The following is a 25,421-nucleotide window of genomic DNA, read 5'->3' as shown; positions in this document are numbered from 1 at the left end:
ATTGCATCAATAAATATTCTAATTAAACTAACTTAGAGCTTTTGTTACTAAAATTTTGGTAACCAATGATACGCGATCCCAATTGCGGGGTAAATTCGACGGAGATTTGTGACTAAATTTGCTGGCTAACTCTGAAATTGGTTCGCTATCATCTATAGTAGTTGGTCGTATTGCCACAAACAACATCGCTGTCAAGAAATTTCTTATTAGTTTGCCAAAAATGATAAATTTACAATTTCCATACTCTATGCTATTTATATTTAAAACCAATAAGAGGAAAGGACAACTTACTGGCAATTGCCTAAAATCCTAGGCTGTAAGGTCATGTTATCAGTCAGTTTTACGAGTTGACATTGAACTAATTTTAGCAAAAATAGGATTTTTTTTAGATTTTTTGTGAATGAGTATTAGGCGATTAGCCAAAGCATGGAAGCATTATATTGAGCGTTAAGCCGCTAAATAATTGGAATTACTAATTGCAGTTTTATATATAAATTATCAATTTATCGTTCTCTGTTTGTAGCTCTAAATTATTTTGTTTATTAACTCAAATAAGAACCAATTTTATAGCAGTTTTCGAGCAATATAAATTTTGTTTTTAATTAATTCGTAAAGTATTTTTATAAATTGTTTTGCTAGTATCTCATGTTTAATGCCTGAATTAATTAACAGAATCTGCTCGCTCGCCAACTACCGTTAGGGAAATTTCAATGTTTACTTGAGTGCCGCGATTTATCTGACTAGATACGTTTATTTTTCCGCCTAAAAGCTCGACAAATCGTTTGACTATGTTCAAACCCAAGCCAGTGCCTGGAATATTGCTGACGTTTTTACCTCGATGAAAGGGTTCAAAAATTTTAGGTAAGTCTTCAGAAGGAATACCAATTCCCCGATCTTCAACTAAAAAGGTAAGGCGATCGCAATTCGCTGACAGTTGAAATTGAATTTGATCGCCATTCCGTGAATATTTCACAGAGTTAGACAGCACGTTAATTAAAATCGCTCTCAATAACTGAGAATCGCTCTCAACTTTCAAATTAGCGCGATCGCTGCTAAATTGAATCTGGTTGTTTAAATGAGTTTGTTGAAATTCTGCTACTAGTTTGCGGCAAAATTTAACTACATCTAGCTGCTGTGATTCTAAATCAATTCTTTCTGTATCTATTTTCCCGATAACCAAAAAATCGTCGATCATTTGAGCCATGCGATCAATACTGATTTCAATATCTGACAAATACTCAACTTTTTGGCTAGCTGAAAGCTGGCGATCATAACGTTTTAAAGAAGATACGGAGAAGGCAATATTATTTAAAGGGTTGCGAAATTCGTGGCATACCATCGAGACAAAGCGGGAACGAACTTCATTGAGTTGTTTTAGTTGCTGATTAGCTTGACTGAGTTCGGAGGTTCGCTCTTGCACTCTTTGCTCTAATTCTTCATTAGCTAGTTGCAAAATTGCCTGGCTGAGTTTGCGTTGGGTAATATCGCGAAAGGTAACCACAGCAACTACTAACTTACCTTTTTCATTGTGTATGGGAGTACTGATGTATTCTACGGGAAAGCTAGTATCGTCTTTACGCCAAAATACCTCATTTTCGACTCGATGTACGGTTCCGTCTTTAAAAGCAGCGTAAATAGGACATTCCTCGCTAGGATAGAGCGTACCATTACTTTTGGAATGATGTAAAACAGCGTGCATCGACTTGCCAATTAGATCTTTCATTTCCCAGCCGATTATTGCTGCCGCTGCAGGATTGACAAAGGTAACGTTGCCCTCTAAATCTAAGCCATAAACCCCTTCTCCTACAGAATTGAGAATTAGCTGATGCTGACGACGCAAGTTTGCTAATTCAATGTCAGTTTGTTGGTTATTTCGCGGTTTCATTACTTCAAAACGTCAGTTTTTTCTAATTTATCTTCGTCTTTAGCAGTAATTGTAACTTTCGCTACTATGCCCTATTCAGTTCGAGTATTTATTAGAAATAAGTGGTTTTAGTTTGGTTAGAAGCAATAACTAAACATGAAAAAGATTTTAGTTATCGAAGATGAAGCACAAACGCGGAAAGTTTTACTTAACTGTCTAAAATTTGAAGGGTTCAAAGCATTTGAAGCAAATAATGGAAAAATAGGCTTAAAATTAGCCCAGGAGCGTCATCCAGATCTAATTGTCTGTGACATTATGATGTCAGAAATGGATGGTTATGAAGTACTTGCAGCTTTGCGCCGACAAGTGTCAACTTTGGCTATACCCGTCATTTTTTTAACTGCTAAAGTTTCGATGTTAGAATTAAGATTGGGCATGGATTTAGGTGCTGAAGATTATTTAATTAAGCCCTGTACTGTCGAACGCCTGTTAACCGCAATTAATACTAGATTAAAAAGAAAGAAAGAATTACAACAATATTATACTAATGCTTCTAATTCTGAATCTTTTTTTGCAACTTATAACTCATCTGAATGTCCTAAAATAAACCAAGTATTTGAATTTATTGAACAACACTATCACCGACCCCTCAAACTAAAAGAAGTAGCTGCCGCTCTCGGTTATTCTCCCGCATATTTGACTAATTTAGTTCGTCAAAAAACAGGAAGAACTGTCAAACAATGGATTATTGAAAGACGGATGAATAAAGCTCGTCAACTATTACTTAGTACGGAGCGGTCGATAACGCAAATTGCTCAAAAAACTGGCTATTTAGATACAGGATATTTTATTCGTCAGTTTAGACAGCTACACGGGACTTCACCGCACTTGTGGCGCAATAGTCGCAGGCAAAAAGAAATTGCATGATAATGTGTATTCTTGAATAGACTTTATCGGAATTAATGAAGGAAGTGAGTTGAAAGTTTTACCAGTAAAGGCTTCTGAGCACTCGATATCGAAAATAGCTAAAAGCCTTGTGCAGTAGGGAACTTAGCCGAATTCCTGGTTATTTCCGATTAAGTTTAATAAAAAGTACCGCAAATAAACGGTACCTATAGTTCCCATCTACAGCTCAATCGAGCGATAACTGTTCAATCGCCTCCGCTATCATATTCGCCGCCTTAAAGTGACTGACCCACTGCTTCCTACTCCAATAAATCGGATCGTTTTCATCTAATTGCCAGAGGTGTCCGAGTCTTATGCCGTCTGCATCGTATACATCTACAGACTTTCGATATCGGCTCTCAAGTTTCGCCCTGGCGTTATTTTGTTTTGCGATCGCCTTAACCGTATCGAACCAAGCTTCGGTCTTAATAATCGTCAATCGCTTCCAAATATCGCTCGATAGGTTATTATTCGATGCAGCAAGACCTTTGTTCGTTTTATTGTCCCGTGATATCATAGTCCTAATATGTAATATGCGATCGTAACATCGGGATCACAGTGCTACCAACTACCTAAGATCTCGATGTTTCCTTGTTTCTAGGACTATAGTACGGCGATAAGACAAGATGGGGAGCCCTTTGCCAAACATTAATTAATACTTGAAAAGTGCGCCGCTTCAGGTTTCTGCCATCGGTACTACCAATAAAAAAGCCTAGGCTAACAGCCCGGACCAAACCGTTATGATTGGGTGTAGGTTTTATTCAATCCTAAGAAATGTCTCTACCGAATTGAAAGCAGCATCAAATTTTATTCATGGGACTTTTTTGATGTCAGTGAATGTCAGTGAACTAGTACTTTTTTCCCTGACACCCGAAATTTAGACCTGGTATACTTTACGGGCTTATTGTCAGACAAGCTCAATCTTTCCCTGACATTTGACTGACACGCTTAAACCTATATAGGGCTTGACTTTTGATAACTTTTGTCAGTGAAAAGTGAGTTTTTGCTTCTCCTCTAGGGGGCACATATGCCCTAACGACTACATCATCTATGATAAATAAGCCTGTCTCCCCCTTTTTCAAGTTAAAAAAGTAAGTTTTCACTGACAAATAAGCTTCAAATGTATACCAGATCGGATTTTTACCCTGTCAGTGAAAAAAACCAGGTCAACTGACACTAAGTCCGTAATGTATACCAGGACAGAACTCCTGCTGTCAGTGAAAAATGAGTGAGTTCACTGACACCACTGACACTTCCCGAACAGGAGTACTAGAAACTCACCATTTGAGAGAGTCTCATGGTCGTAGCAGGCAATGTAGGTAGCGGAGTTCACCACCGCGCTTGAGATCGAAATCAATATATAACTGGCAAAGCTATTTTCTCTTAGCACGATTTTTTCGACGCGCTTCTTTCTGCATCTTTTTCTTGGCTTTCTTCTTGTCTCGGTCGGATTTTTTTGGAGGAGATTGATTTAAAGTACCTACTCCAAGAGGTTTATTTCTTGTCGGTTTGAGACTTCGATCGTGAAAGCAAGCCCACCATTCCAATTCTGAGATCGTATCTTCAATTAGAGAATAGTGGGAATCCTCACGAAGTCTATTTAGAGTGGCGTCTAACCCTAGCTCGAGGTAATATTCAATATCTTTGTAATTGATAAAAAACGGATCGACCAAATCAGACTCAAAAGCCCGATCGATATATGGTTTAAGCTCTAAAGGATACAGCCTAGCACTATTGATAACTAAATCACTCCATAAAAAATTAGTTTCTGTCTCTGAATTCGGCTCTTTTTCTAGTCTGCCCCCGAACAGTTGCTCGAAATACTCAATGACCGACTCTCTCGAAATAATTCCTTGAGCTACCAAAACCATTAACGAGTGTAAACCCGCGCCTCTAATAAATTCATTAGCTCGTGAATTTTCTATCAGTTGCTTGAGAGGTTCGATATTTCCGTCGCATACACTAGCTAAAATTCTGCCTAAATGTTCGGTTACGACATCTCCAGTCGCTTCTAATGCCGCATCTCCGGGAGTTGAGAAAAACTCGATAATTAAGGGATAAGCTTGAGTTTCCTTAAATTGCGCCAATAAAAACAGGGCATAGATATGTAAAAAATAGTCAGGGAGTTCCAATAACTCCTCTAGATTATCTTTCCATTTAGCTAAAGTCTCCAATAATAAAGGAGTAATCGCTTCCCGCTGTGATATTGCTTCTTCCAAAGCTTGACGGGGAAATTTTCCCGTATTGTTTTCTAGTTCGGCAATTATTTCGACCAATTCCATCTCAAAAAAGCCTGCTTGAATCTTAATGACCATAGATACTCAACCAGAAGCTCAAAACTTTACGTTTAGAATCTCTTAGGGGAAGTACGCTGAGAAAAGGAACGTAAAATCTAGAGGCTGAGCCATGACGATCCTACCATCAAGTCGAATCCACCGTTGGGATTAATCTAGATTGAGGGAACTGAGACTTGACAAGGTTTGGGGCTTAACTTATGCAGCGAGCTCGAATAATTGCCTCGATTTACTCAATACAATCCAAAATTGATAGATTATCGCTCGCTCTGGGTACTTTAAGATTAGTGAGTTACGCCCGGACTCGAACAAAACCTGCCTTAGTTAACCCACCTGAGATAATTTGCCCCCAATTTCTAAAGCGTCCAAAACCCAGACTCCATTCTCAATAACCGAAGCTTATTGACCAATAATGTGAGGTTGTCCCTTTAAATATATATATATACCCATAAATAATTTAAAGGCGGCGTAATTTTGGGATATTCATTTTTTTTTTGTTGCCGATCGCCAACCAGAAATAGTAGCTCTAGGGTGCATCATATCAGACAAGTTCATTCAAGACATTGCCCTACCCATGAAGAAGACACCTTTAAAATTAGATTGGCGTAAGCTCGTAGGTTTCGATAACATTGAGAGTTTTGTAGGGCACTTAGATGAGTACTATGCTGCTAGAGTAACTAAACCCCTAGATAAATTTGCCGCGCTAGATTACAAACTGATTGAAGAGACTTTTGAAGCGATCGACAAACAAGACCTCATGGATTCGAGAGGCAAATGGGTATGTTGGCTCTATGATGATGATTTTTTGGTAGGTTCTGAAGCTGAAGAATGTTTGCACGGGGAACGGGTTTTAATACTCGATACAGAGACTAACGGTAAAACCAAGGAACTAGGGTAGGGGTAAAAACCGGATTGCTAACGGTTCAAGCTCTAGGTACAGAAGGTATCTATTTGTGGTCGCATCCCGAACTCAAACACGGTCGTAAAGAACTCAAGAAAACCATTGAAACTGTGTCGATTGGCGAAGGACATCTAATTATCGCTCATAACTCGGCTTTCGATTACGTTCGCATTGCAGAAAGTTATTCGATTCCGCACCAGAATCTTTGGTTCGATACTATCTCGATGGCTAAAGCTGTTGATGAAGCCAATTCTCGTATGCGCTATCAGCGTTATCTACGCGAAAGTATGGGCGAGGATTTCGATAGAGTTGCCTACGGACTTCCTGGGGCTTCCCTACAAGAATTGCTAAAGTTCTACTTAGCCATGAATATCTCTAAGGACGAGCGGGAATACTTTGTCCGGGGGTTTGTGGAAGTCATACAAAACTTTGAAGAAGCCTTAACCTATAGCCTGAGAGACGTTCTCTATACTTTCAAGTTATTCCAACATCTGTGGCCGCTCTACAAGCAGTTTGTTCCCCATCCCATATCTCATTTTGCCCACGGTTGTATTGCTTCGCAAGTCATAGGAGTCAATAAAGATTACGAATCGTGGCTAAAAAATACCGAAGTTCCAATCAAAAAACTCCGCAAACGCCGCCGAGAACTATGGTTACAGCTTATTGAAGAAGCTAGAGCGGAGGAAGATTACGATCCCTGGACTAGATTGCTACCAGATGATTGGTACGAGCAGGCTTTATCTTCTATTGAGGAAAAGGGCGAGCCCAATACTCTTGTCAGAGGTTTATTGCTCAGGTTATGCTACGCTAATAAACCCATTCTACCCTTTAAAAATCGCCGAGCGCGCAATATTGTTTGGCTGACTTATGATGGGGAGAAACTGCCAGAAAATGAGCGGCTCAACGACTTTATTTCTTACGGGAAATTAGACCGCAAGAACACTCTTGAGATTATGGAATTGACGGGAGTTATCTATTCAGCCAGTCCTGGAGTAACTAAGGAAATTCTCGAACTCAACGTTCAATTAGCTTATTACAACACCTACATCAAACGCGCGCGCAACTGCCCCCGAAAGAACCGAATTTCTCCTTTAGAATGTTTGCCTCACGGCACGATCACCAAACGGGCGACGGGTGGTATTCTCATGACGGCCAAAGGTCATCCTCAAGGTTTGCCGCTTCATGAACTAAGAGCCATGTTCGGCGCCCATCGAGAAGACTACCGAATCGTTTATGCCGATTTTGACAGTCAGGAAAGTCGCATTGGAGCGATATTGGCCGATAATTTCTCTGGTCAAGGCAAGCTGGGACTAAATAAAAACTCCGAGATTGTCTTTACGGGCACTAAAGCCGAAAAAACCGACTACCACAGCATCGTAGCTCAGATGATAACGGATAAGACTGGAACCAACTGCTCCAGAGACGTCGGCAAGCAGGCTAACTTAGGTATGCAATATGGTATGGGAGTTTTAGGTCTGGCAAAAGAACTCACTCCCTATTTAAATGGCGACGCAAAGTTAGCTAAGGAAATTGCCAAATTAGCCGTAGACATTAAAAAAGGCGATCGCAATTATTTGGGCTTTTGGGAAGGCGGGCTGGATTCCAATACCTGGAACTTTTATGAAGAGAGATTAAAAGTTGACTTCAGAACCGAGCCCTTTTTGAATTTAGCATTCCCCAGGGGCTATCAACCTTCAACCCAGAGAGTTAAAGGCGATCGCCAAGACCAATTAGGGCTATGCAATTATTTTTGTCAGGGTGGCGGAGTAGCGATGCTGCATTTGACCATAGGCATTATGGAGTGGTTATTCCAGAAAGAAAAAATGAATGGTTGTTGCTATTCGTGCAGCATTCACGATGAGGTGGTATTTCTTTCACCAGAGCCGCTGGCCTACAAGACCGCTTGGTTGCTACAAGCAACTCATTTTTTAGTGTGGCATTATTTTTTAGTGTGGCATTGGTGTCAATGGAGGTTAGGTTTACCAGAGGAAATAAATGAAAGAGCCTATTTTGAAGATGTAGCCATCTCTCTTTGGTATCGCAAAGACCCAGATAAGTATGACTATAAAACCTCAACTCATGAGGGTTTTCCTCTAGAGAAAGGATATACGATGGAGCAATTATGTACTCTGATTTAGCCGATTATGATTTTTCGCCAGGAGCGGAATTACCTCGCTTCAAAGACAAGCATCCAATTTTAGAAATCGACCTCCAAGAGGATAATCCAGATGAAGACGAAGAAATTATCCCTATCTTCATACGTCCAAGCGAAGGCAAAGAAGCTGAATCGGGGAAATAAGCCTTTTAGAACTGAATGCCATTGGGCATTGGTAGATTATGATGATGCCAAAATGGTCATGGGCTACTTTGAAAACTGGGCCATTCCATTAAAAGGTCAAGAAGAAGAACGGTTGAGACTTCGGTACGAGGGGGTAAAAGCCTGGGACGACAAAAACTATGGTTCCCAAACTTTCGAGAGTGTAACGGGCAATAAGCACTCGACCTATATTTTGCGAAGAACTTTAGAAGAAAGTGAGAACTACTACTTCCTCGGTAGATTGGACATACATTCAGATATCATTATCGAGTTTCTGAAAGAAAGAAAGGAAAAAGTAGATTTATTAGCCGAACCAGATAAATTCAAAGCGTTTCTTCGCGGGCGCGAGATTGGTATACCTTTTCCACTGTCTCGATTGGCATTTCTCAACCCTCACTGGACTACTCAAGAACCATATAAAAAACGCACCACTCTAATTGACGTACCCGATGATAAAAAACTAGCCGATTGTGACGAATTCTGGCAGGTCATGAACCACGATGATTATCGGGCGATTCTGATTAAAGGCGCGAAATCTATTGGCAAAACTACGGGAATTAAGCTTTATCTTGAGAAGTTGCCCCGAACTAATCCGGTCTTATGCCTGACTCACCGTCAATCGTTGGCTGAAAATTTAGCTAAGAACTTAAATCTAACTAATTATAAGAAGTTGAGCTCTTACAATAATCCCGAAGCTACGAGGATGTCTTTGTGCATCAATTCACTGGTTAAGCTATCTCCCTATATAGACTTAGGTAGATACAAGAATGCCGTAGTTATATTGGATGAAATTATGAGCTTGCTACCTGCAATTAGCTACCAAGGCCAGAAGATTGGCATGAACGAAATCCGCGACAAAATCATGAGAGCTCTCAAAAAGCTTTTTAAAGTAGCGAGTAAAGTCATTATTATCGATGCCGACTTAGATGCTTTTGTCGCTGATTTTTGTTTGAGAATTTTTGGCGAGCAGGCTATACATATTATTCATGCTCCTAAACCACTCCCTTACTCCAAACCAGTCAAAGTAATTTCACACCAGGGTAAGCAAAGTTTGAGAAAGTACGTGTTCTCGATGCTGAACGATCCAGAAGTTTACCCTGCGATTATGTTTATAGCCAGTGTAGATGAGACTTATGAAGTAAAGTGGCTTTTTGAAGCACTCCATCCCAATTTCAACGTAGAAGATTACGAGCATGAAATACCAGAAGGTATGCATCCAGAAGTTCTCATGCTCAACAGCAATACAGGTAAGTGGCCTAAAAGCAAAGAGTTTTTTCAAGACCCCAAAGGTTACATTGAGAGGATGAAACCCAAGCTGATTGTAGCTACCAATATCGTAGACGCGGGGCTCTCAATCGATCGGTTTGACTATTTTAAGACTGTGGTTATAGCCACCACATTCAATCATATCAGCCCCCTAACTTTGGCTCAACAAGCGCCCAGACTTAGAGACTTTGAGACCCCACGTACCTTCTTTATCCCCCAAAATGTCAGCCGAACAGAATTGGATTTGGAAGCACAAAAAGAACTCACAGTAAAAGCACAACAAATAAAATGGTTGGACGAACATTTAGACAATGTAGAAGCTAGAGGTCAATTGTATAAAGCTTTAGATAACCCAGATATGTTTATTGGGTTTCGACAGTTTTTAGGACTCAGGGACTTGAAGACAACTGAAAACTTATGGATTTCTCTTTGTGGTGCGAAAGAAACAATACTGGGTGATGAAGCAACTGAGTGCAAAAGTTCGCCATACTTAGATTTGTTGTTTGATGCAATCGCCTTTGACTGCAAAATGAAAAACAACTTCTCCGAGGTGATTATTGAAAGTCTATTGCTCGATGATAATAAATTAGAATACGGTATCTTGGAGGCAATAGTTAAACCTAAACCCTTTTTTCCTAGTTTTAGTCAAGAAAAAATCGAACAAATCATCAGCCGTGATAATAAGGATGAAAAGGAGATTTATCTTAAAGGTGATGAGATAGATGAATTAGTTTATAAAATAGACAAGGAATTTGGGTTAAAAGCCCACACCATAAAGAAGTTGCTGGCGATTTACCAAAAACCAGAAATACTTGGTGCCTATCAAAAGCAAGTCAAGTTAGCTAAGAGCTTATTCTGGATTGAAGAGTCTAAAAGATTGTCCGCAAACCCTTACGTACCTGATTGGGAAGAACACGAACATCAAGCTCATACCCTCGAACTAGCGGGATTCAAGATATTTGAGCAAGAACTTATTGATGGTGCGGTAAGTCGAGGTAATGTCAGCAAAGTTTTGTATAATTTTAAAGAGGATGAGAAGCTTAAAAAACAAGCTCTCAAGCAATTTTTTGGTCCTAAGAAGAAAGACATTGCTAAAAATAGCGATGTAATCGAAATACTTGAGAGAGCTTTTGGCATAAAGTTTAACCGACGTAGACAAGGATACCATCGAATAAGCGATACAGATAGCTTGAGTTATAAGCTTTTATATGGAATCGTAAAATACGGTGAATATTGAGATAAGTAGCGGGAACTTCTTACACCCAAGCACAGTGTCATACTTTACTCGCTATCAAAATCTAAGCGCGACCAAAATTTAGAAAGCTAATCTTATAGCTGAGAAAGAACTCTATTCGCAAGCACCGCAAACGCTCTTAAATATTTTATTAGGTAATTATATTTAAAGGAGTAACTCACTATTTTTGGTCAATAGCGCAGGTTTATTGAGAATAGGAAGCTGAAATCCCGATATAACTTACACCCCCATGTTGACATCTCTAGGAGCGCAAGAAGTTCAGCAACACATTACCTGCCTCGGTCAAATCCTTGCCAAAAGTAATAATTCCCGCTTCATGACCTGCCATGACAATAATTTTTTCCTCTTTGACCTTGGTTTCCTCAAATAGCCTGATAATTTCTTCTGCCATAGTGGGAGTTCCATAGGGAACATCCTCCGCGGTAGTGAGTACTTTTCCCTTTAATGTTCGCCATAAATCCCAATTATGAACGTGAATGATCGCTTTAATTTCGGGATCGGCATCATAAACAGCACTGTGGGTCATCGATTCTGATGAAGCTTTAACGGGTCCAGCGCACACTACTTTATTTTGCTGTAGGTCATATTCTGTCACTAAGGTAAAATGCTCTTCCCTAATCGGATAAATCTTCCCAGTTTGAGTACCTGAAATTAAGATACCTGCTGTAGTTTTAACACTGATATTCCCATAACCAACCCCAAGCCCGGCATCATATCCAATCTGCTTTAGTTCGTACAAGCGATCGCGCCAAGCCATCAGTTCGGTTGGGACAGAAATAGATAATGGCTGATCAATCCAAGTCAGATCGAACTTAATATACCCCTCATCAAGGTCCCGATTGAGATCGTTCATGTCCTTAAAACTTTTCTGGAAATAATCGTTTTATACCTTCTTCAGAGGCAGCACAAACTCCCCGCTCGGTGATTAATCCAGTCACATATTTAGCGGGAGTGACATCAAAACCATAATTGACTGCTGGTGTAGATTCAGGACAGAGCAATACGGATTTAATTTCCCCGTCTACTTTGCCTTGGATGTATTTCACTTCCTTTTCATCCCTGGTTTCAATGGGAATGTCCCGCACTCCATTTTCAATCGAACAATCTAACGTCGATGAAGGTAGGGCGACGTAAAAAGGAACCCGGTTATCATGGGCGGCCAAGGCCTTGAGGTAAGTACCAATTTTATTGGCTACATCGCCATTGCGGGCCGTGCGATCGGTTCCGACAATCACTAAATCCACCATACCATGCTGCATTAAATGCCCTCCAGTATTATCGTTAATCAAGGTATGGGGTACATGCTGTTGATTTAGTTCGAACGCCGTGAGGTTTGCGCCTTGATTTCTCGGTCGAGTTTCATCTACCCAGACATGGACGTTAATACCTGCCTCATGGGCTTGGTAAATGGGGGCTGTGGCAGTACCCCAATCGATCGTAGCTAACCAACCGGCATTACAATGGGTGAGGATATTTACTGGTTTACTGATTTGATGCTCGGTTATTTCGTTTGGTTGAGAATGACTCACGGTTTTTGCTCCATGGCCATTTTTGCCCTCGGCGATGGTTTGAATAATCTTTAACCCATGCTGACCAATGCGATAACAAACATCAATATCATCCTGCTTCATCCGATTGGCTTTAGCTAAGGCAATCGCAATTTTTTCGTCTGGATCGTCGCTGACGGATAAGCTGTCACGCATTTCTTTAATTGCCCATGACAGGTTTACGGCTGTAGGACGAGTGGCATTTAATTTCTCGGCGACTTGGGTTAAATACCCATTGCGATCGCTGTGGGCTTTAGCTTCAATACAACCTAAATACATGCCATAGGCTGCTGTTACCCCAATCAACGGCGCTCCCCTGACCACCATTTCTTTGATGGCAAATGCGGCTTCATCAGTGTTGGTGATGTCAAAAATCTTAATTTCATGAGGAAAGAACCTTTGATCGAAGGCTTGAATGAGTTGGGCATTCTCTTCATTGATCCAAATCGTGTGGTAGTGTTTATGTTTATTATTGATTTTCATAAACGGGTTAATCTCAACAAAGTTGGCTAAAGAGCTTCAAAGGGACTAAGAAGTCTTGGAGCACTTAAAGCAGACAAATAAATTTCATTACCAAACCCCCTAAACAGATTCCGGAAACCGAAGCCACATTCGAACAAGTGAATCGGATTAATCAGCAAGCTGATGAGAACCCAACAAGCCTCAGAATTTCTATAGATGCGAAGGTGGGACTCAAGATAGGTGAATTCGACAAGGGTATGTAAATTTCTCTGAGAGTATCAGCTTTTCAATTTTCCGAACCAATTAATCATCGGTTTCTCGTTCTTCAGTTTCTTCTTCAATTTCTATTCCCTTACATTTTTCTTCTTCGATAATTACCCCGCGATCTTTTTTATTGCTACATTTTTCTTGCAGATATTCTTGCCACAAGCTAGCCACCTTTTCTTTCATTGCTTGGTGTTCGGTTACCCCTTCATAGGCATAACGATTTAAATTGCCCTCGATAATTAGATTTTCCATGTAGCGAATTCTTTCTTCGCTGTCCGGGTGAGTTGAAAGCCAAGCAGGAGGATTAGGGTAGTCTTCTGCTTGGTTCAATTCATCCAGTTTGACCATTAAATTGCGGACTCCATCAGCAGCATAGCCAGCTGCCGCCAACAGCCGCGTCCCAAAAATATCTGCCTGTCTTTCCATACCCCTGCTGTAGTTAAGCACGATTAGATTGGTAGCCGTACCGCCGACATAGGGAATATATTGCACTACATTGGCGGTCAAATTGCCGCTAGTGACTAACTGAAAACCATGAGACAAAGCTGCATGAGAAATTTCGTGAGCGAGTAAACCCGCCAATTCTGCTTCCGTATCGGTTTCGATAATCGCACCAGCGTTGACAAATACTTTACCTCCGGGTAGGGCAAAAGCATTGAGGCGATCGTCCATGACTACATAGAACTCATATTCAAAATCATCTCTACCAGCAACCACAGCTATCTCGTTACCAATTTCCCTAACGTAGCTCAATACTTCTTCGTCTTCCAACATCGGTAACTGTTTTTTTGCCTGTTCGGCAGTACTTTCACCAACCGCCGACTCCCCTCGTAACATCAATACGGTAGTTTCGATCGCCGAAATCGGACCGAATAAATTCCCCGTTAGCGCGAAACCTGCCGCCCCGGCGATAACATTACCAATAGCATTCCAAGTCATGTCGGAGCGTAGCTCATTGCGATATTCTTCTAAATATTCGTCCGCTAACCGAGTAAATTCTGTAGCTTGGGAATGGTCTGGATTGAATAAGGCAAACTGACGGGCGGCAATTGATGCTTCCAACCATTTTTCCGCTGCGACATCAGCCTGCATTTTAGCTTTGAGCAGTTCTGTTTCGTTGGGATAGAGATTGCTGGCTTGCTCTAAGGCTTGTAAAGCTTCCGTTTCGCGCTCGTATTCTGTTAGGGCTTTGGCATACTCGATATGACCGGGAATAAATTCTGGTTGTTGGACAATTAGTAATTCTAGAGAACTAAAAATTTTACTTTCTAACTCCTGTTGTTTCCCCTGTTGATAGTTACGCCAGTAAACTTTGCCTCCAGGACTTAATTTTGCAGGATCGTAAATTGCCTCTACGGCATCGTTGTGTTTGGTTTCCAGTTCCCAAGGCTCTTTCGCTTCCCGATAGAGATTGGCTGCTCCCACCTTGTCTCCCTTAAGATATAGTTTATCGGCAGCGGCTAATTGTTCTAAACGAGCAATTGCTTCTGGGGTGGGCTTGTCGGCTGCAGCATCTTTGGTGGGTTTCTCTGAATTTGGTTTTTCAGTCGTTTCAGGAGTTTTCTTCGGTTCTCCGCGATCGCCAAATGGCTCGGGATCTACTTTGGTAGATTCTGAGTGTTCTACCTTTTCTAAGACATCACGTTCCGCTTGAGAAATTTCTCTATTTCGCCAACTACGTTGAGCTATAGCTGTACTAGGAGCCGAGAAAATACTTAAAATTACTAATAAAAAATTTAAAGCTTTCATGAAAATATTTAGTTTATGTTTGATAATATGGAGTAGATTTTTATATTTATATGGAATTGCGAACTGATAGAGGCTCGAACTAAGTTTCGCCATCAGCCAATGGATAAGTCTCTGGGTGTTTTCAGTACTAAGTAAAAAACGCGCCAACTAATAAAGATCTAGACGCAAAAAATTAGGAAAATATCCCTATAAACACAATCGAACTAAAGAGTCAATAAACGATAAGAAATTATTAACTGTTACTATTTATTTTACAATCTGCAACTCATAGATTAGAGAATAGTTAATAAATTAATAGCTAATCAATTCATCCCAACTTCAAATTATCAATGACTACCCACTTTATTACTGCTGAAATCGATTTACACGAAAACTCCCAACAGTTACAACAAGAGATTGAAACAGAATTATCCAAACGAGGCGAACCACTGCGTTGGGCGATTACCAAAGTAGACAAACAAGGCGAAAAGGCTACCGTCGAAGCAATTGTCACTCGAGCAGAGCAAGAATTGGCAGCAGAATAATTTAAAGGTATGTCAAGAGCTAAATAATATGAATCCTTTTACAGTAGTCGCAATCGTTCCTACGGGCGTGGGAGCGGCGATTGGTGGTTATGCTGGTGATGCTCTGCCCATAGCTCGTGCCCTAGCCAAAATTAGCGATCGCCTGATTACTCATCCCAACGTCCTTAATGGCGCGCAGCTCTATTATCCTTTAGACAATACTTTCTATGTTGAAGGTTACGGACTCGATCGCTTTGCTGCCGGTGAGTGGGGCTTAAACCCAGTCAGGCAAAATCAGGTTGGATTGCTATTAGATTACAGCATCGAACCAGAACTGCGACTGCGTCATCTCCAGGCTGCCGATGCCGCCAGAGCGACTTTGGGTTTGAGTTTGACCGATTACGTAATTACCGACGCTCCGCTAAACGTAGAGATACGTGCCGCCCGCAGTGGCGCTAGTTGGGGAACCATTGGCAATCCCGGTAGTTTATTAAGAGCCGCCGAGAAATTAATTACTCAAGCAGGGGCAGAGGCGATCGCAGTTGTCGCTCGCTTCCCCGATGATGAAGATAGTTCCGATTTGCAAAATTATCGTCAGGGTCAAGGAGTAGACTATTTGGCAGGAGCAGAAGCGGTAATTTCTCATCTAATCGTGCGCGAATTTCAAATTCCTGCCGCTCACGCCCCCGCCTTGATGCCCCTACCGGTAGACGAGCGAGTCTCGCCTCGTGCCGCCGCTGAAGAATTGGGATATACTTTTTTACCCTGCGTGTTAGTCGGTTTGAGTCGCGCACCCCAATTTACAAGCGATCGCGAAGTGGATGACGGGTGGCATAAACGTCTGAGGAAACCGAGTCTTACTCGCGAGGCGAGAAGCTCAGTCCTGCACACAACGGACTTGCTTGGCAACCAGAAGACGCGCCCTTCCCTTCAGGATTATCGTCTCCCTAGTTCGACAACAATATGGTCGGAAGAAGTAGATGCATTAGTCATACCTCATACAGCCTGTGGCGGTAGTGCTACTCTCAGTTTTAGCAATTCTCCAACTACTAAAATTATTACCGTTGCGGACAATACCACCCAAATGCAAGTTCCTCCAGAACCTTTGGGTATTAAAACTATAGGAGTAAAATCATATTTGGAAGCATTAGGAGTTTTAGTCGCGCTGCGTGCTGGTGTCGATTTTCAGGTTTTCCAACCTTCTTTGTTTTCTCTTCGTTGCCTATCATAAAAACTAGTGACCAATTCAAACAATTCGGAAATAGAACCTCTCAGCCGTACTCAAATTTTAGTAGTTATGGGTGTAACGGCGGTCATTTTACTGGCAATCGTCAAAATCTGGCAGAAATTGAGTTCGGTTCGGCTACTTTCGACACACTTCGACCTTAACGCCATACTTTGGGGTTTGGGTACGGCAGCAATTATTATTGTCAGCAGTAGCATAATCTATCGTATTTGGCCTGCCTATCGTCGCAGTGCCGAGGCTTACCTAGAGTTAGTTATTAGACCTTTGATTTGGTTTGACCTAATTTGGTTAGGACTATTACCTGGTTTGAGTGAAGAACTGCTGTTTCGGGGCATGATGTTACCAGCTTTGGGCTTCAACTTAACCGCACTAATTGTCTCCAGCGTGCTATTTGGGGTTCTCCATCTCGGCGGTACGGGACAATGGCCTTATGTAGTCTGGGCGACGATTATTGGTTTCTTGCTAGGCTATTGCGCTTTGATTACAGGGAACTTATTAGTACCCATAGTGGCTCATGTAATTACTAATTTTTTATCTAGCTGTCTGTGGAAACTCAGTCATAGTAGGCAACAAAGATGAGCGCACTAGAGATGTTGAGCTTACCTCCTACGCAAATACACGAGGGATGGTTAATTGTAGATCCTAATATGAAATACTTGAATGTTTGCTACAAATGACTAAAGTAAGTGGTTGCAGTCAATAATTTCTCCTGCCTCTTGCCTTCTGGAGGGCGCGCCGCTAGAGGAGACCTCCAGAGTCAGCCTCTTGTTTATGCCGCCCGTCGCTCTGCCCGATAAGTTCTATGTGTAGCATTCTTTTTGAGATTTCATATAACTATCAACAAATTTGGCAATTGTAACTTTTTGCTGCTAGTAGAATTGACATAATTTGATTTGAAGCAGGGTATTTTCTCGCCCGCAGTAAAGGTAGGATAATTTATAGCTAGTAATCAATCAATCGCCAGATAAATGCTTGAAAATGACGGTGTGAATAGTTCTACCAACGGCAATGGAATACCCAATGAAGAAATAATTGCCGCCTTAGAAACCCCTACAGATTTTAATTTCGATTTACCCGACCCCGAAGACGAGGCAATCGAAGAGTCGGATTTTCGACAGCAGCTAGATACATTTTGGAAAATCTGCGATCGCTTCGATCTGCAAACAGATATTTGGCGCGGGCGAATTTTGAGAGCCGTGCGAGATCGGGAAAAGACAGGGGGAGAAGGTAGAGGTGCTGGTTTTATCAACTGGTTGAAAAATCGGGAAATAACCAAGTCTCAGGCATACGCTTTAATTCAACTGGCAAATAGTGCCGATACCCTGTTAGCCGAAGGACAGCTAGACCCCAATAGTATTAATAACTTTAGCAAACGGGCTTTTGTCGAAACTGCCAAAGCCGAACCCGAAATTCAAAAATTAGTCAGCGAAGCTGCTAGACAGGGCGATCGTATCACGCGGCGCGAAGTCAAACAGCTTGCCGATGAATGGACGGCGATGAGTTCGGAACTATTACCCGATGAAGTCAAAGAAAAGGCGGTTACGGGTTCGTTGCCCGCTCGTCATCTCGCTCCTCTAGTTAAAGAGATGGAGAAGCTACCAGATTTACATTTAGCCGAAATCAAAAAAGAAATTGTCGCCAGTCCCGATATCGATACGGTTAAACTGATGACTAGCGAGGCAAAAAACTTGGCAAAATATCTCGATGCTTGTGCTCAGGTACAAACCATTAGAGACTCGGCGCTCGACCTCGAAATGGCACTAGAAGAAGCTCTACGTCTAGACTGTATCAACACCGCAGCCGATTTGGTCAAGCAAGCCACTAACCTCGAACAAGCTGTAGGAAAACTCTATACTACCTGGAAACGTTTGGGTAGCGTCGCCGATCGCTTGTATGTAGAAACGGGGGCATCTAATCCTCACCTTCGAGGGTTGCTGGCTTGTTTGGAAACTCTAACTAGCGACACCATCGAAGTCTATCTCGATGATGCTGGCGATCGCCTGGTACGTTTGAAAGTAATTAGTGACGCAGAAGGGTAAAATGCGGAGTAACTGAGATCTTCTACTAGGTTCGATAAATGCACTTGCATTTAAATTTGACCACAAGGCTCAAACACAACAGGAGCAAAACTTAAACTTAATAAAGCTGCGCTCGATGTAAAAATAATTAAACTTCTTTGAATAGACGCGATCGCTTTGTAGCAATTTGTTGAGCGTCCGATCTTTTGTAACCGACAACCAGAAAAATAAGATCGGATAGTAAATCGGAAAGGAAATGTCGGAGAGAAAGCGTATTGGTATCCTCACCAGTGGTGGTGATTGTGCTGGTTTAAATGCAGTAATTCGGGCGGTTACTCGCTGTGCGGTTGATGTTTATGGATGGGAAGTATTGGGCATTTGTAAGGCAACTCACGGGTTAATGAGTCGCCCTCCTCAAGCTATGCCGTTATACGTTAACAACGTCGATCGCTTGTTAACTATGGGAGGAACAATTTTGGGCACTACCAATAAAGGTGATCCCTTTGCTTTTCCCATGTCTGATGGTTCCCTAGCAGATCGTTCCGCAGAAATCATTGAGGGCTACCGACAGTTAGATTTAGATGCTCTAATCGGCATTGGCGGCGATGGTAGTTTGGCAATTTTACGGAAGCTGGCACAGCAGGGAGGAATTAATCTCGTAGGTATTCCCAAGACTATCGATAATGATGTAGGCATTACCGAACGTTCTATTGGTTTTGACACTGCCGTTAATATCGCCACTGAAGCGATCGATCGCCTCCACTTTACTGCTGCCAGTCACAGTCGAGTGATGATCTTAGAAGTGATGGGTAGAGACGCAGGACATATTGCTCTCAATGCTGGTATTGCTGGGGGGGCGGATATCATTATGATTCCCGAATTGCCCTACAAGTTAGAAAACATTTGCCACCATATTAAGAAAAGACAGGCGATGGGACAAGATTATTCGATCGCTGTCGTCTCCGAAGCAGTCTGTACTGAGTCGGGTGATTTGTTAGAACAGGGGCATTTTGCCGACTGCCGCTTGGGAGGTATCGGTCAGTATCTCGCCGAACAAATTACTAACTTAAGCGGTGCGGAAACTAGGGTTACGGTACTAGGGCACACCCAGCGTGGGGGGATCTCTTCTCCATTAGATCGGATCTTGGCTTCTGCTTTCGGCGTAGTGGCAGTAGAATTAGTTGCTCGAGAAAAATACGATCGCATGGTTACTTGGCAAAATCGACAGGTAATTAGCGTTCCCATTGCCGAAGCGATTAAAAACTACCGCGCAGTCGATCCTAAAGACACCTTGGTCAAGACTGCTAGAGGTTTGGGTATTTGTTTGGGAGAGTGAACTCTTTAAAAATGATTGACTACTGTGCAAATACAGAATTTATTTTTTTTTGCAGCCAACAAAGGCTCGCCCGTTCACCTGAATTGAAATCAGGTGCTTGCTGGCGAGTGCATTGCGCATTTGTAGTTCATCTATCTCCGTAATTTCAGGAATTTCCTCGTCTTGAGGATCGTTGGGTAACTTTTCTCCTTTTGTCACAGGAGCTAACAGCATTCACCAGGGCTACAGCAGTCACTATCATTGGTCTGAGTTAGATTGTATTCGGAACCTTTTGTTTCTCTAGCATGGCGAACGGCTTTATTTTTGCAGTTAAATTCTTTGGCTTCTTCTAAGGGAATATTTTCATACGGAGGAATGCCGATTAGCTCTTTAGCATAGGGACCATTGGCGTTAGTCATAATTTGATAGGTCTTGTCGCAGACTGCCATTCTCTCGCCACGACAAAATACATGACCGTCATCATCCTGTACTTGTTTCCAAGGTCCTTTGTAAACTACAGATTGTTTTCTCTCCCAACACGCTCCCTCTTTGCCTTTATAGGCACGTACCGTCATCGAACGAAATTCCACACCATCGATTACTTGCCAAGGTTTTGTCTCTCGCTTGAGGATTGTTATCCCATAAAAACCAGCATTTTCAAACATTTTTAAGAAGTTGTCTTCTCGAAAAGCCCCGGCAACACAACCACTCCATAAGTCGGGATCGTTAATAATGGCAGGAGTCGGATCTTCATCGCAAACGATATCGGAAATTACTGCCCGACCACCTCGCTTGAGAACGCGAAAAATTTCCGCAAATAACTGTTGCTTGTCTTGAGGACGAACTAGATTGAGAACGCAGTTAGAAACAACTACATCAACACTATTATTGGGGATAAGGGGTTCTCGTTGACGCAGGCGATCGCATTCTGCTTCGTATTCTCCCACTTTATCGACGGAAGTAACGGGATGATCTTGCAGCCAACTCTGTAGCTTGTCTAGATCTAGCTTGAGGTCTTGAATTTTGCCCTTGACAAATTCAGTGTTGAAATAGCCCAATTTATCTGCTGTCTCCTGTTGATACTTTCTTGCCAGAGACAGCATTTCGTCATTAAAATCTACGCCGATAATTTTTCCTGACGCACCTAATTTTTGTGCCAAAATATAGCAATTTTTGCCTGCACCAGAACCGAGATCGACTACAACTTCGCCATTGTTGACGTAACGAGTCGGATCGCCACAGCCATAGTCTTTAGCGATAATTTCTTCTGGTAGGATTTCTAAGTAGTTTCCTTCATATTCGGTAGGACAGCATAAGCTTGGTTGTTGCTGTTTGGCACCCTCTTGATATCTTTCTAATACTGTCGATTCGATATTGTAATCTACAGGTTGAGAAGATCGAATTTCAGTCACAAATAAACGCTCCTTAGTAGTTAAACTTTAGCAATGAGAATGATTAATGGGCGATCGCGCCGTAGGTATAATATAATAATGTCAATGTCTGCGATTTCAGCATTATTCCGAGTTAACTAAAATCGTGCAAGCTGGATTTACTTTATTATTAAATTTAGCTTTAATGATATTTTCCTGAGAAGATACTGTAGTTTGCTTAAAAATTATCTCCAGGCAATATATCTATCAAGCCAGAAAGGATTTTGCAACTGCCTTTGTTTGCCAAAATTTTCTAAACTAGAGTAAATAAAGTTTACTAAATTTTTTGAAGCTCGACTATATGGCTAAAGGTCAGGATACGCTTTGGGAAAAATTTCTGCAGCCCCTATTTGGATTTTTCATCGATCGCCAGGCTTTAAAAGAATTATCCGACAAAATTGATTGGGAAGAAGGTTGCGATCGCCTGACTAATCCTAATTTAGTTTACCCAGAATACTATAGCTCGCAGAATTTCCACGGTATTGAGGGCGGATACTTAAATTCTGGCGCAGCATTAACCTACGACCCCGTCACCCAATTTGCTTTACCGCCTAAGGAAACCTGGAACCGGCAAGCAGTAATTGAAGCCGTGCGAGGCAAACCAGTTCGTATTCTCGATCTCGGTTGCGGTACTGGTTCTACCACACTAATGTTAAAACGAGCTTTTCCTGAGGCTGAAGTTATCGGACTGGATTTATCACCACATATGCTGGTCATGGCAGAATATAAAGCCAAGGAAGCAGGCTTAGATATTCAATGGCTACATGGCAACGCTGAGGCAACCGATTTTCAGAATGAGTCATTCGATTTAGTTACCGCCTCATTGCTGTTCCATGAAACTCCACCTACGGTAGCTCAAAACATTTTGTGGGAAGGTTTTCGTCTGCTCAAACCAGGAGGTGAAGTAATTATTCTCGATGGCAATCAAAAAGTTCTCCGTCATACTGAATGGTTAACCGATATCTTTGAAGAGCCTTATATTGAAGTTTATGCCCGAGGTAGTGTCGATGCTTGGTTAGGCGCGGCAAATTTCGTTCGGATTTATACTGAAGATGTTTGGTGGACTAATCAGATCAGTTGGGGAATCAAACCCCTAGCGGCAAATAATCTCGAACTAGAGAGAGAACTAGAATCTGAAATAGAGAAAAATTGGGTATTCGCTTAGCACCAGAGCGAACCAATTGAAAGCGTATTATATTAAGAGTCTGGTAATCGAGAACTATGCAATGAGTTTAAAAGCAGTTTTATTGGATTTTAATGGAGTAATTATTAATGATGAAGCGATTCATCAACAACTAATCAAAGAGATTTTAATCGCCGAAAATTTACGTCCAGTAAACTCCGAGTATAAGCAGTTCTGTTTGGGAAGAAGCGATCGCGGCTGTTTGAGAGATATTTTAACTAGTCGCGGTCGAGTTGTGTCAGAGGAATACATTAATCAGTTGGTCGACAATAAAGCCCAAGAGTACGTCAAAAAATTAGACCAGTTAGACACTCTGCCTTTATATCCTGAAGTTGGCGAATTTTTGACAAGACTCCAACAGCAAGGCTTGTCGATCGGCTTGGTAACTGGTGCATTGCGAATTGAAGTCGAACTGGTTTTGCACCGTGCAGCGATCGCCGAATATTTTACGGCTGTAGTAACAGGAGATGAGTTGCAGGTTAGCAAACCCGAACCAGATGGCTATATTTTGGCAATAGATTTATTTAATCGCCAAAATCCTCAGTTAAATCTCACTCCAGCCGAATGTTTGGCGATTGAAGATACTCCCGTGGGAATTGAAGCGGCGAAAAAGGCTGGTATCCAGGTTGTCGGTATTGCCAATACTTTCCCCTTGCATATGCTGCAAAGACAGGCTGACTGGACTGTAGATCGTCTTTTGGAAATCGAACTCGACCGTGTAGAGAGAGTATTATAAATTATAAACAGTACCCCGAATCTAATCTATTCTTATCGCAACCACGGGCGATCGCCTTTAATACAGTTCTGCATCCTTAAATTGCTCGATCTTCTTGGCGTTCGCCGCTTCGCCACAACTACGGGGCGTAGGAAAAACTTTACCGGGATTAGCTAAACCTTTAGTATTTATCGCATCCCGTACATAACCCATAGTTTCTAAATCCGTCTCGTCAAACATATAGGGCATATAGCAATTTTTATCCGCACCGATGCCGTGTTCCCCAGAAAGACTTCCTCCTGCTTCGACACAGAGTTTGAGAATTTCGCCGCCAATTTCTTCGACGGTTTCAAACGCTCCTTCTACGGAATTATCGTAGAGAATTAGAGGATGCAGATTACCGTCGCCAGCATGAAACACATTAGCAATTTTATAGCCGTAGCGATCGCTCAAAGCTTCAATTTCTCCCAGTACCTTAGCTAGCTGAGTACGGGGTATTACCCCATCTTGGACGAAATAGTCCGGGCTGATATGTCCTGCGGCAGCAAAAGCGGCTTTTCTTCCCTTCCACATTTTGAGGCGAGTCGTCATGTCGTTAGCAGAATCAATGTCGCCTGCATGATTGTTTTTACAGATTTCCTTAACTCGTTGTTTGTAGGTCGCTACTTCTACCGACAAGCCATCCAACTCTACCAATAATACTGCAGCAGCATTGCGATCGTAGCAACCAGTCGCCACGATATCTTCTACGGCATTAATGCTGAGGTTGTCCATGATTTCCATGCCCGCCGGAATGATGCCCGCCCCAATAATATCGGCTACGGCTGAACCGGCATCTTCTACCGTAGAGAAATTAGCTAAAACCACACACACCGACTCTGGTTGTTTGAGAATGCGTAAAGTAACTTCCGTAGCGATCCCTAACGTACCTTCAGAACCGACAAACAAGCCCGTAAGATCGTATCCAGGCATTTCGGGAACTGTTCCCCCAACATTAATTATTTCACCATCGGGAGTAACCCATTTTAATCCCAGAACGTGATTGGTAGTCACGCCATATTTGAGACAGTGTACCCCTCCAGAGTTTTCAGCTACATTGCCACCAATAGAACAAATAATCTGACTGGAAGGATCTGGTGCGTAATAAAAACCCGCACCGCTAACTGCTTGAGTTACCCAGTTGTTAATAACTCCTGGCTGTACGGTAATGTAGTGATTGTCTAGATCGACATTTAAAATCTGATTCATTCTGGCGGTAACGATTAGCACGCAATCTTCTACAGGTAAGGCACCACCAGACAACCCCGTACCAGCACCTCTAGCAACCCAGGGCAGATTGCGATCGCAACATATTTTAACGGCGGCGGCAACTTGTTCGGTAGTGCGGGGTAAAATTACCAAACCAGGACGTTGTCGGTAGCTAGGCAAGCCATCGCATTCATAAGTAAGTAATTCTTCTTTGCGGCGTACTACGCTATCTTTGCCGACTACTGTTTCGAATTCTTTGATGATGGGCTGCCATTTTTTATCTGCTGGCTTGAGAAGATTGCTAAAAATCATTTTATAAGTTGAATATAAGCTCGATCTAGTCCTATTTTAGTAACAAATGGTACTGAGCTTAAACCTTTTAGAGCTTGCAGCCTAAAGCCTAGAAACAAATACAATCGCCCTAACCTACTAATTCTTGTAGCTTAGTAAATACCCGTTCTACATGACCTTTGACTCTGACTTTATCCCAAACCCAGGCAATCTTACCGTCTGGTGCGATTAAAAAAGTCGAGCGCACCACTCCCATATATTCTTTGCCCATAAATTTCTTTAACCGCCACGCGCCATAAGCGTTAATTACCTCATGTTCTGGATCGCTTAAAAGTTGAAGTTTGAGGTCGTGCTTGGCGATAAACTTACAGTGGGATTTCTCTGAGTCGGGACTGACACCGATAATGTCTGCCCCCAATTTCCCGAAGCGATCGCTGTAGGCTGTATACTCCTGGGCTTCTGTGGTGCAACCCGGAGTATTATCTTTAGGATAGAAATATAACACTAGCCAGCGATCGCTTTTATCCCAACTGACCAAGTTGCCGTTTTGGTCTTTGGCAGTAAAACTGGGTGCGGGTTGTCCGACTCGAGGAATCTCACTCATA

At 42.0% G+C, this 25,421-nt stretch carries 22 protein-coding genes and 1 pseudogene; 13 read left to right on the top strand and 10 right to left on the bottom strand.

The window, feature by feature from the left end; genetic code table 11:
• Positions 1-661 precede the first annotated feature (661 nt).
• Positions 662-1,885: an ATP-binding protein gene (locus ACLFKQ_RS09620; RefSeq protein WP_448999614.1), complete on the bottom strand. Its 1,224-nt coding sequence runs from the start codon at positions 1,883-1,885 to the stop codon at positions 662-664.
• A 135-nt stretch (positions 1,886-2,020) separates the two neighbouring features.
• Between ACLFKQ_RS09620 and ACLFKQ_RS09615 the strand changes: the two genes are divergently transcribed.
• The gene (locus tag ACLFKQ_RS09615; protein ID WP_448999613.1) at positions 2,021-2,791 is read left to right on the top strand and encodes a response regulator transcription factor; all 771 of its coding nucleotides are present in this window, start codon (positions 2,021-2,023) and stop codon (positions 2,789-2,791) included.
• Between the two features lie 205 nt (positions 2,792-2,996).
• Here the strand turns inward: ACLFKQ_RS09615 and ACLFKQ_RS09610 are convergent, their stop codons facing one another.
• Both ACLFKQ_RS09610 and ACLFKQ_RS09605 read right to left on the bottom strand, forming a co-directional pair.
• Positions 2,997-3,326, bottom strand: coding sequence for a hypothetical protein (locus ACLFKQ_RS09610; RefSeq protein ID WP_448999612.1), 330 nt, complete (start codon positions 3,324-3,326; stop codon positions 2,997-2,999).
• Positions 3,327-4,182: 856 nt separating this feature from the next.
• The gene (locus ACLFKQ_RS09605; RefSeq protein WP_448999611.1) at positions 4,183-5,124 is read right to left on the bottom strand and encodes a DUF1186 domain-containing protein; all 942 of its coding nucleotides are present in this window, start codon (positions 5,122-5,124) and stop codon (positions 4,183-4,185) included.
• 553 nt (positions 5,125-5,677) lie between these two features.
• Here ACLFKQ_RS09605 and ACLFKQ_RS09600 point away from each other — a divergent pair.
• The 4 genes from ACLFKQ_RS09600 to ACLFKQ_RS09585 are packed head-to-tail and all read left to right on the top strand — an operon-like array spanning position 5,678 to position 10,824.
• Positions 5,678-6,001, top strand: a complete 324-nt coding sequence (locus ACLFKQ_RS09600; RefSeq protein WP_448999610.1) for a hypothetical protein — start codon at positions 5,678-5,680, stop codon at positions 5,999-6,001.
• 14 nt (positions 6,002-6,015) lie between these two features.
• On the top strand, positions 6,016-8,142 hold the full coding sequence (locus ACLFKQ_RS09595) for a hypothetical protein (RefSeq protein WP_448999609.1): 2,127 nt from the start codon (positions 6,016-6,018) through the stop codon (positions 8,140-8,142).
• Positions 8,127-8,303 (top strand): hypothetical protein, encoded by a 177-nt coding sequence (locus ACLFKQ_RS09590; RefSeq protein WP_448999608.1) that lies wholly within the window; start codon positions 8,127-8,129, stop codon positions 8,301-8,303. Before ACLFKQ_RS09595 ends, ACLFKQ_RS09590 begins: the two co-directional genes overlap by 16 nt.
• Positions 8,233-10,824, top strand: coding sequence for a hypothetical protein (locus tag ACLFKQ_RS09585; RefSeq protein WP_448999607.1), 2,592 nt, complete (start codon positions 8,233-8,235; stop codon positions 10,822-10,824). The genes ACLFKQ_RS09590 and ACLFKQ_RS09585 overlap by 71 nt, the downstream gene beginning before the upstream one ends.
• Before the next feature lie 259 nt (positions 10,825-11,083).
• Here ACLFKQ_RS09585 and ACLFKQ_RS09580 read toward each other — a convergent pair whose 3' ends face one another.
• The gene (locus ACLFKQ_RS09580) at positions 11,084-11,695 is read right to left on the bottom strand and encodes a class II aldolase/adducin family protein (protein WP_448999606.1); all 612 of its coding nucleotides are present in this window, start codon (positions 11,693-11,695) and stop codon (positions 11,084-11,086) included.
• Between the two features lie 4 nt (positions 11,696-11,699).
• Complete coding sequence (gene mtnA / locus ACLFKQ_RS09575; protein WP_448999605.1) at positions 11,700-12,872, bottom strand: S-methyl-5-thioribose-1-phosphate isomerase; 1,173 nt, start codon at positions 12,870-12,872, stop codon at positions 11,700-11,702.
• A 77-nt stretch (positions 12,873-12,949) separates the two neighbouring features.
• On the opposite strand from mtnA, the pseudogene ACLFKQ_RS09570 reads away from it, so the two are divergent.
• Positions 12,950-13,108: pseudogene (locus ACLFKQ_RS09570) on the top strand (ISAzo13-like element transposase-related protein); the annotation flags it as partial.
• A 46-nt stretch (positions 13,109-13,154) separates the two neighbouring features.
• Here the strand turns inward: ACLFKQ_RS09570 and ACLFKQ_RS09565 are convergent.
• A complete protein-coding gene (locus ACLFKQ_RS09565) occupies positions 13,155-14,867 on the bottom strand; it encodes a M48 family metalloprotease (protein WP_448999604.1) in 1,713 nt (570 codons plus the stop codon).
• Between the two features lie 329 nt (positions 14,868-15,196).
• Here ACLFKQ_RS09565 and ACLFKQ_RS09560 point away from each other — a divergent pair, with 329 nt between their 5' ends.
• From ACLFKQ_RS09560 to ACLFKQ_RS09540, 5 genes are all read left to right on the top strand, one after another.
• A complete protein-coding gene (locus ACLFKQ_RS09560; protein ID WP_448999603.1) occupies positions 15,197-15,391 on the top strand; it encodes a hypothetical protein in 195 nt (64 codons plus the stop codon).
• 28 nt (positions 15,392-15,419) lie between these two features.
• A complete protein-coding gene (locus ACLFKQ_RS09555; protein ID WP_448999602.1) occupies positions 15,420-16,601 on the top strand; it encodes a DUF3326 domain-containing protein in 1,182 nt (393 codons plus the stop codon).
• A 6-nt stretch (positions 16,602-16,607) separates the two neighbouring features.
• Positions 16,608-17,195, top strand: a complete 588-nt coding sequence (locus ACLFKQ_RS09550; RefSeq protein WP_448999601.1) for a CPBP family intramembrane glutamic endopeptidase — start codon at positions 16,608-16,610, stop codon at positions 17,193-17,195.
• Positions 17,196-17,584: 389 nt separating this feature from the next.
• A complete protein-coding gene (locus ACLFKQ_RS09545; protein ID WP_448999600.1) occupies positions 17,585-18,655 on the top strand; it encodes a hypothetical protein in 1,071 nt (356 codons plus the stop codon).
• Between the two features lie 235 nt (positions 18,656-18,890).
• Complete coding sequence (locus ACLFKQ_RS09540; RefSeq protein ID WP_448999599.1) at positions 18,891-19,970, top strand: ATP-dependent 6-phosphofructokinase; 1,080 nt, start codon at positions 18,891-18,893, stop codon at positions 19,968-19,970.
• A 39-nt stretch (positions 19,971-20,009) separates the two neighbouring features.
• Here the strand turns inward: ACLFKQ_RS09540 and ACLFKQ_RS09535 are convergent, their stop codons facing one another.
• Together ACLFKQ_RS09535 and ACLFKQ_RS09530 are read right to left on the bottom strand one after the other, a co-directional pair.
• Positions 20,010-20,183: a hypothetical protein gene (locus ACLFKQ_RS09535; RefSeq protein WP_448999598.1), complete on the bottom strand. Its 174-nt coding sequence runs from the start codon at positions 20,181-20,183 to the stop codon at positions 20,010-20,012.
• Positions 20,174-21,361, bottom strand: coding sequence for a methyltransferase domain-containing protein (locus ACLFKQ_RS09530; RefSeq protein WP_448999597.1), 1,188 nt, complete (start codon positions 21,359-21,361; stop codon positions 20,174-20,176). Before ACLFKQ_RS09530 ends, ACLFKQ_RS09535 begins: the two co-directional genes overlap by 10 nt.
• A 319-nt stretch (positions 21,362-21,680) precedes the next feature.
• Here ACLFKQ_RS09530 and ACLFKQ_RS09525 point away from each other — a divergent pair, with 319 nt between their 5' ends.
• Entirely contained in the window at positions 21,681-22,544 is an 864-nt protein-coding gene (locus ACLFKQ_RS09525) for a class I SAM-dependent methyltransferase (protein ID WP_448999596.1), read from the top strand.
• A 61-nt stretch (positions 22,545-22,605) separates the two neighbouring features.
• Positions 22,606-23,298, top strand: coding sequence for an HAD family hydrolase (locus ACLFKQ_RS09520; protein ID WP_448999595.1), 693 nt, complete (start codon positions 22,606-22,608; stop codon positions 23,296-23,298).
• A 57-nt stretch (positions 23,299-23,355) separates the two neighbouring features.
• On the opposite strand, the gene glcD is transcribed toward ACLFKQ_RS09520, so the two are convergent.
• Positions 23,356-24,837 (bottom strand): glycolate oxidase subunit GlcD, encoded by a 1,482-nt coding sequence (gene glcD / locus ACLFKQ_RS09515; RefSeq protein ID WP_448999594.1) that lies wholly within the window; start codon positions 24,835-24,837, stop codon positions 23,356-23,358.
• A 109-nt stretch (positions 24,838-24,946) separates the two neighbouring features.
• The gene (locus tag ACLFKQ_RS09510) at positions 24,947-25,420 is read right to left on the bottom strand and encodes a peroxiredoxin (RefSeq protein WP_448999593.1); all 474 of its coding nucleotides are present in this window, start codon (positions 25,418-25,420) and stop codon (positions 24,947-24,949) included.
• Between the last annotated feature and the right edge of the window lies 1 nt (position 25,421).

This window comes from Myxosarcina sp. GI1(2024) (genome assembly GCF_053543375.1).
This window is presented reverse-complemented; position numbering and strand designations above follow the sequence as displayed.

What these genes read in the sequence shown, in the direction of transcription:
- ACLFKQ_RS09620 (WP_448999614.1), bottom strand. Translation starts at nt 1,885, where the DNA reads ATGAAACCGCGAAATAACCAACAAACTGACATTGAATTAGCAAACTTG.
- ACLFKQ_RS09615 (WP_448999613.1), top strand. Translation starts at nt 2,021, where the DNA reads ATGAAAAAGATTTTAGTTATCGAAGATGAAGCACAAACGCGGAAAGTT.
- ACLFKQ_RS09610 (WP_448999612.1), bottom strand. Translation starts at nt 3,326, where the DNA reads ATGATATCACGGGACAATAAAACGAACAAAGGTCTTGCTGCATCGAAT.
- ACLFKQ_RS09605 (WP_448999611.1), bottom strand. Translation starts at nt 5,124, where the DNA reads ATGGTCATTAAGATTCAAGCAGGCTTTTTTGAGATGGAATTGGTCGAA.
- ACLFKQ_RS09600 (WP_448999610.1), top strand. Translation starts at nt 5,678, where the DNA reads ATGAAGAAGACACCTTTAAAATTAGATTGGCGTAAGCTCGTAGGTTTC.
- ACLFKQ_RS09590 (WP_448999608.1), top strand. Translation starts at nt 8,127, where the DNA reads ATGTACTCTGATTTAGCCGATTATGATTTTTCGCCAGGAGCGGAATTA.
- ACLFKQ_RS09585 (WP_448999607.1), top strand. Translation starts at nt 8,233, where the DNA reads ATGAAGACGAAGAAATTATCCCTATCTTCATACGTCCAAGCGAAGGCA.
- ACLFKQ_RS09580 (WP_448999606.1), bottom strand. Translation starts at nt 11,695, where the DNA reads ATGAACGATCTCAATCGGGACCTTGATGAGGGGTATATTAAGTTCGAT.
- mtnA (WP_448999605.1), bottom strand. Translation starts at nt 12,872, where the DNA reads ATGAAAATCAATAATAAACATAAACACTACCACACGATTTGGATCAAT.
- ACLFKQ_RS09565 (WP_448999604.1), bottom strand. Translation starts at nt 14,867, where the DNA reads ATGAAAGCTTTAAATTTTTTATTAGTAATTTTAAGTATTTTCTCGGCT.
- ACLFKQ_RS09560 (WP_448999603.1), top strand. Translation starts at nt 15,197, where the DNA reads ATGACTACCCACTTTATTACTGCTGAAATCGATTTACACGAAAACTCC.
- ACLFKQ_RS09555 (WP_448999602.1), top strand. Translation starts at nt 15,420, where the DNA reads ATGAATCCTTTTACAGTAGTCGCAATCGTTCCTACGGGCGTGGGAGCG.
- ACLFKQ_RS09545 (WP_448999600.1), top strand. Translation starts at nt 17,585, where the DNA reads ATGCTTGAAAATGACGGTGTGAATAGTTCTACCAACGGCAATGGAATA.
- ACLFKQ_RS09540 (WP_448999599.1), top strand. Translation starts at nt 18,891, where the DNA reads ATGTCGGAGAGAAAGCGTATTGGTATCCTCACCAGTGGTGGTGATTGT.
- ACLFKQ_RS09535 (WP_448999598.1), bottom strand. Translation starts at nt 20,183, where the DNA reads ATGCTGTTAGCTCCTGTGACAAAAGGAGAAAAGTTACCCAACGATCCT.
- ACLFKQ_RS09525 (WP_448999596.1), top strand. Translation starts at nt 21,681, where the DNA reads ATGGCTAAAGGTCAGGATACGCTTTGGGAAAAATTTCTGCAGCCCCTA.
- ACLFKQ_RS09520 (WP_448999595.1), top strand. Translation starts at nt 22,606, where the DNA reads ATGAGTTTAAAAGCAGTTTTATTGGATTTTAATGGAGTAATTATTAAT.
- glcD (WP_448999594.1), bottom strand. Translation starts at nt 24,837, where the DNA reads ATGATTTTTAGCAATCTTCTCAAGCCAGCAGATAAAAAATGGCAGCCC.
- ACLFKQ_RS09510 (WP_448999593.1), bottom strand. Translation starts at nt 25,420, where the DNA reads ATGAGTGAGATTCCTCGAGTCGGACAACCCGCACCCAGTTTTACTGCC.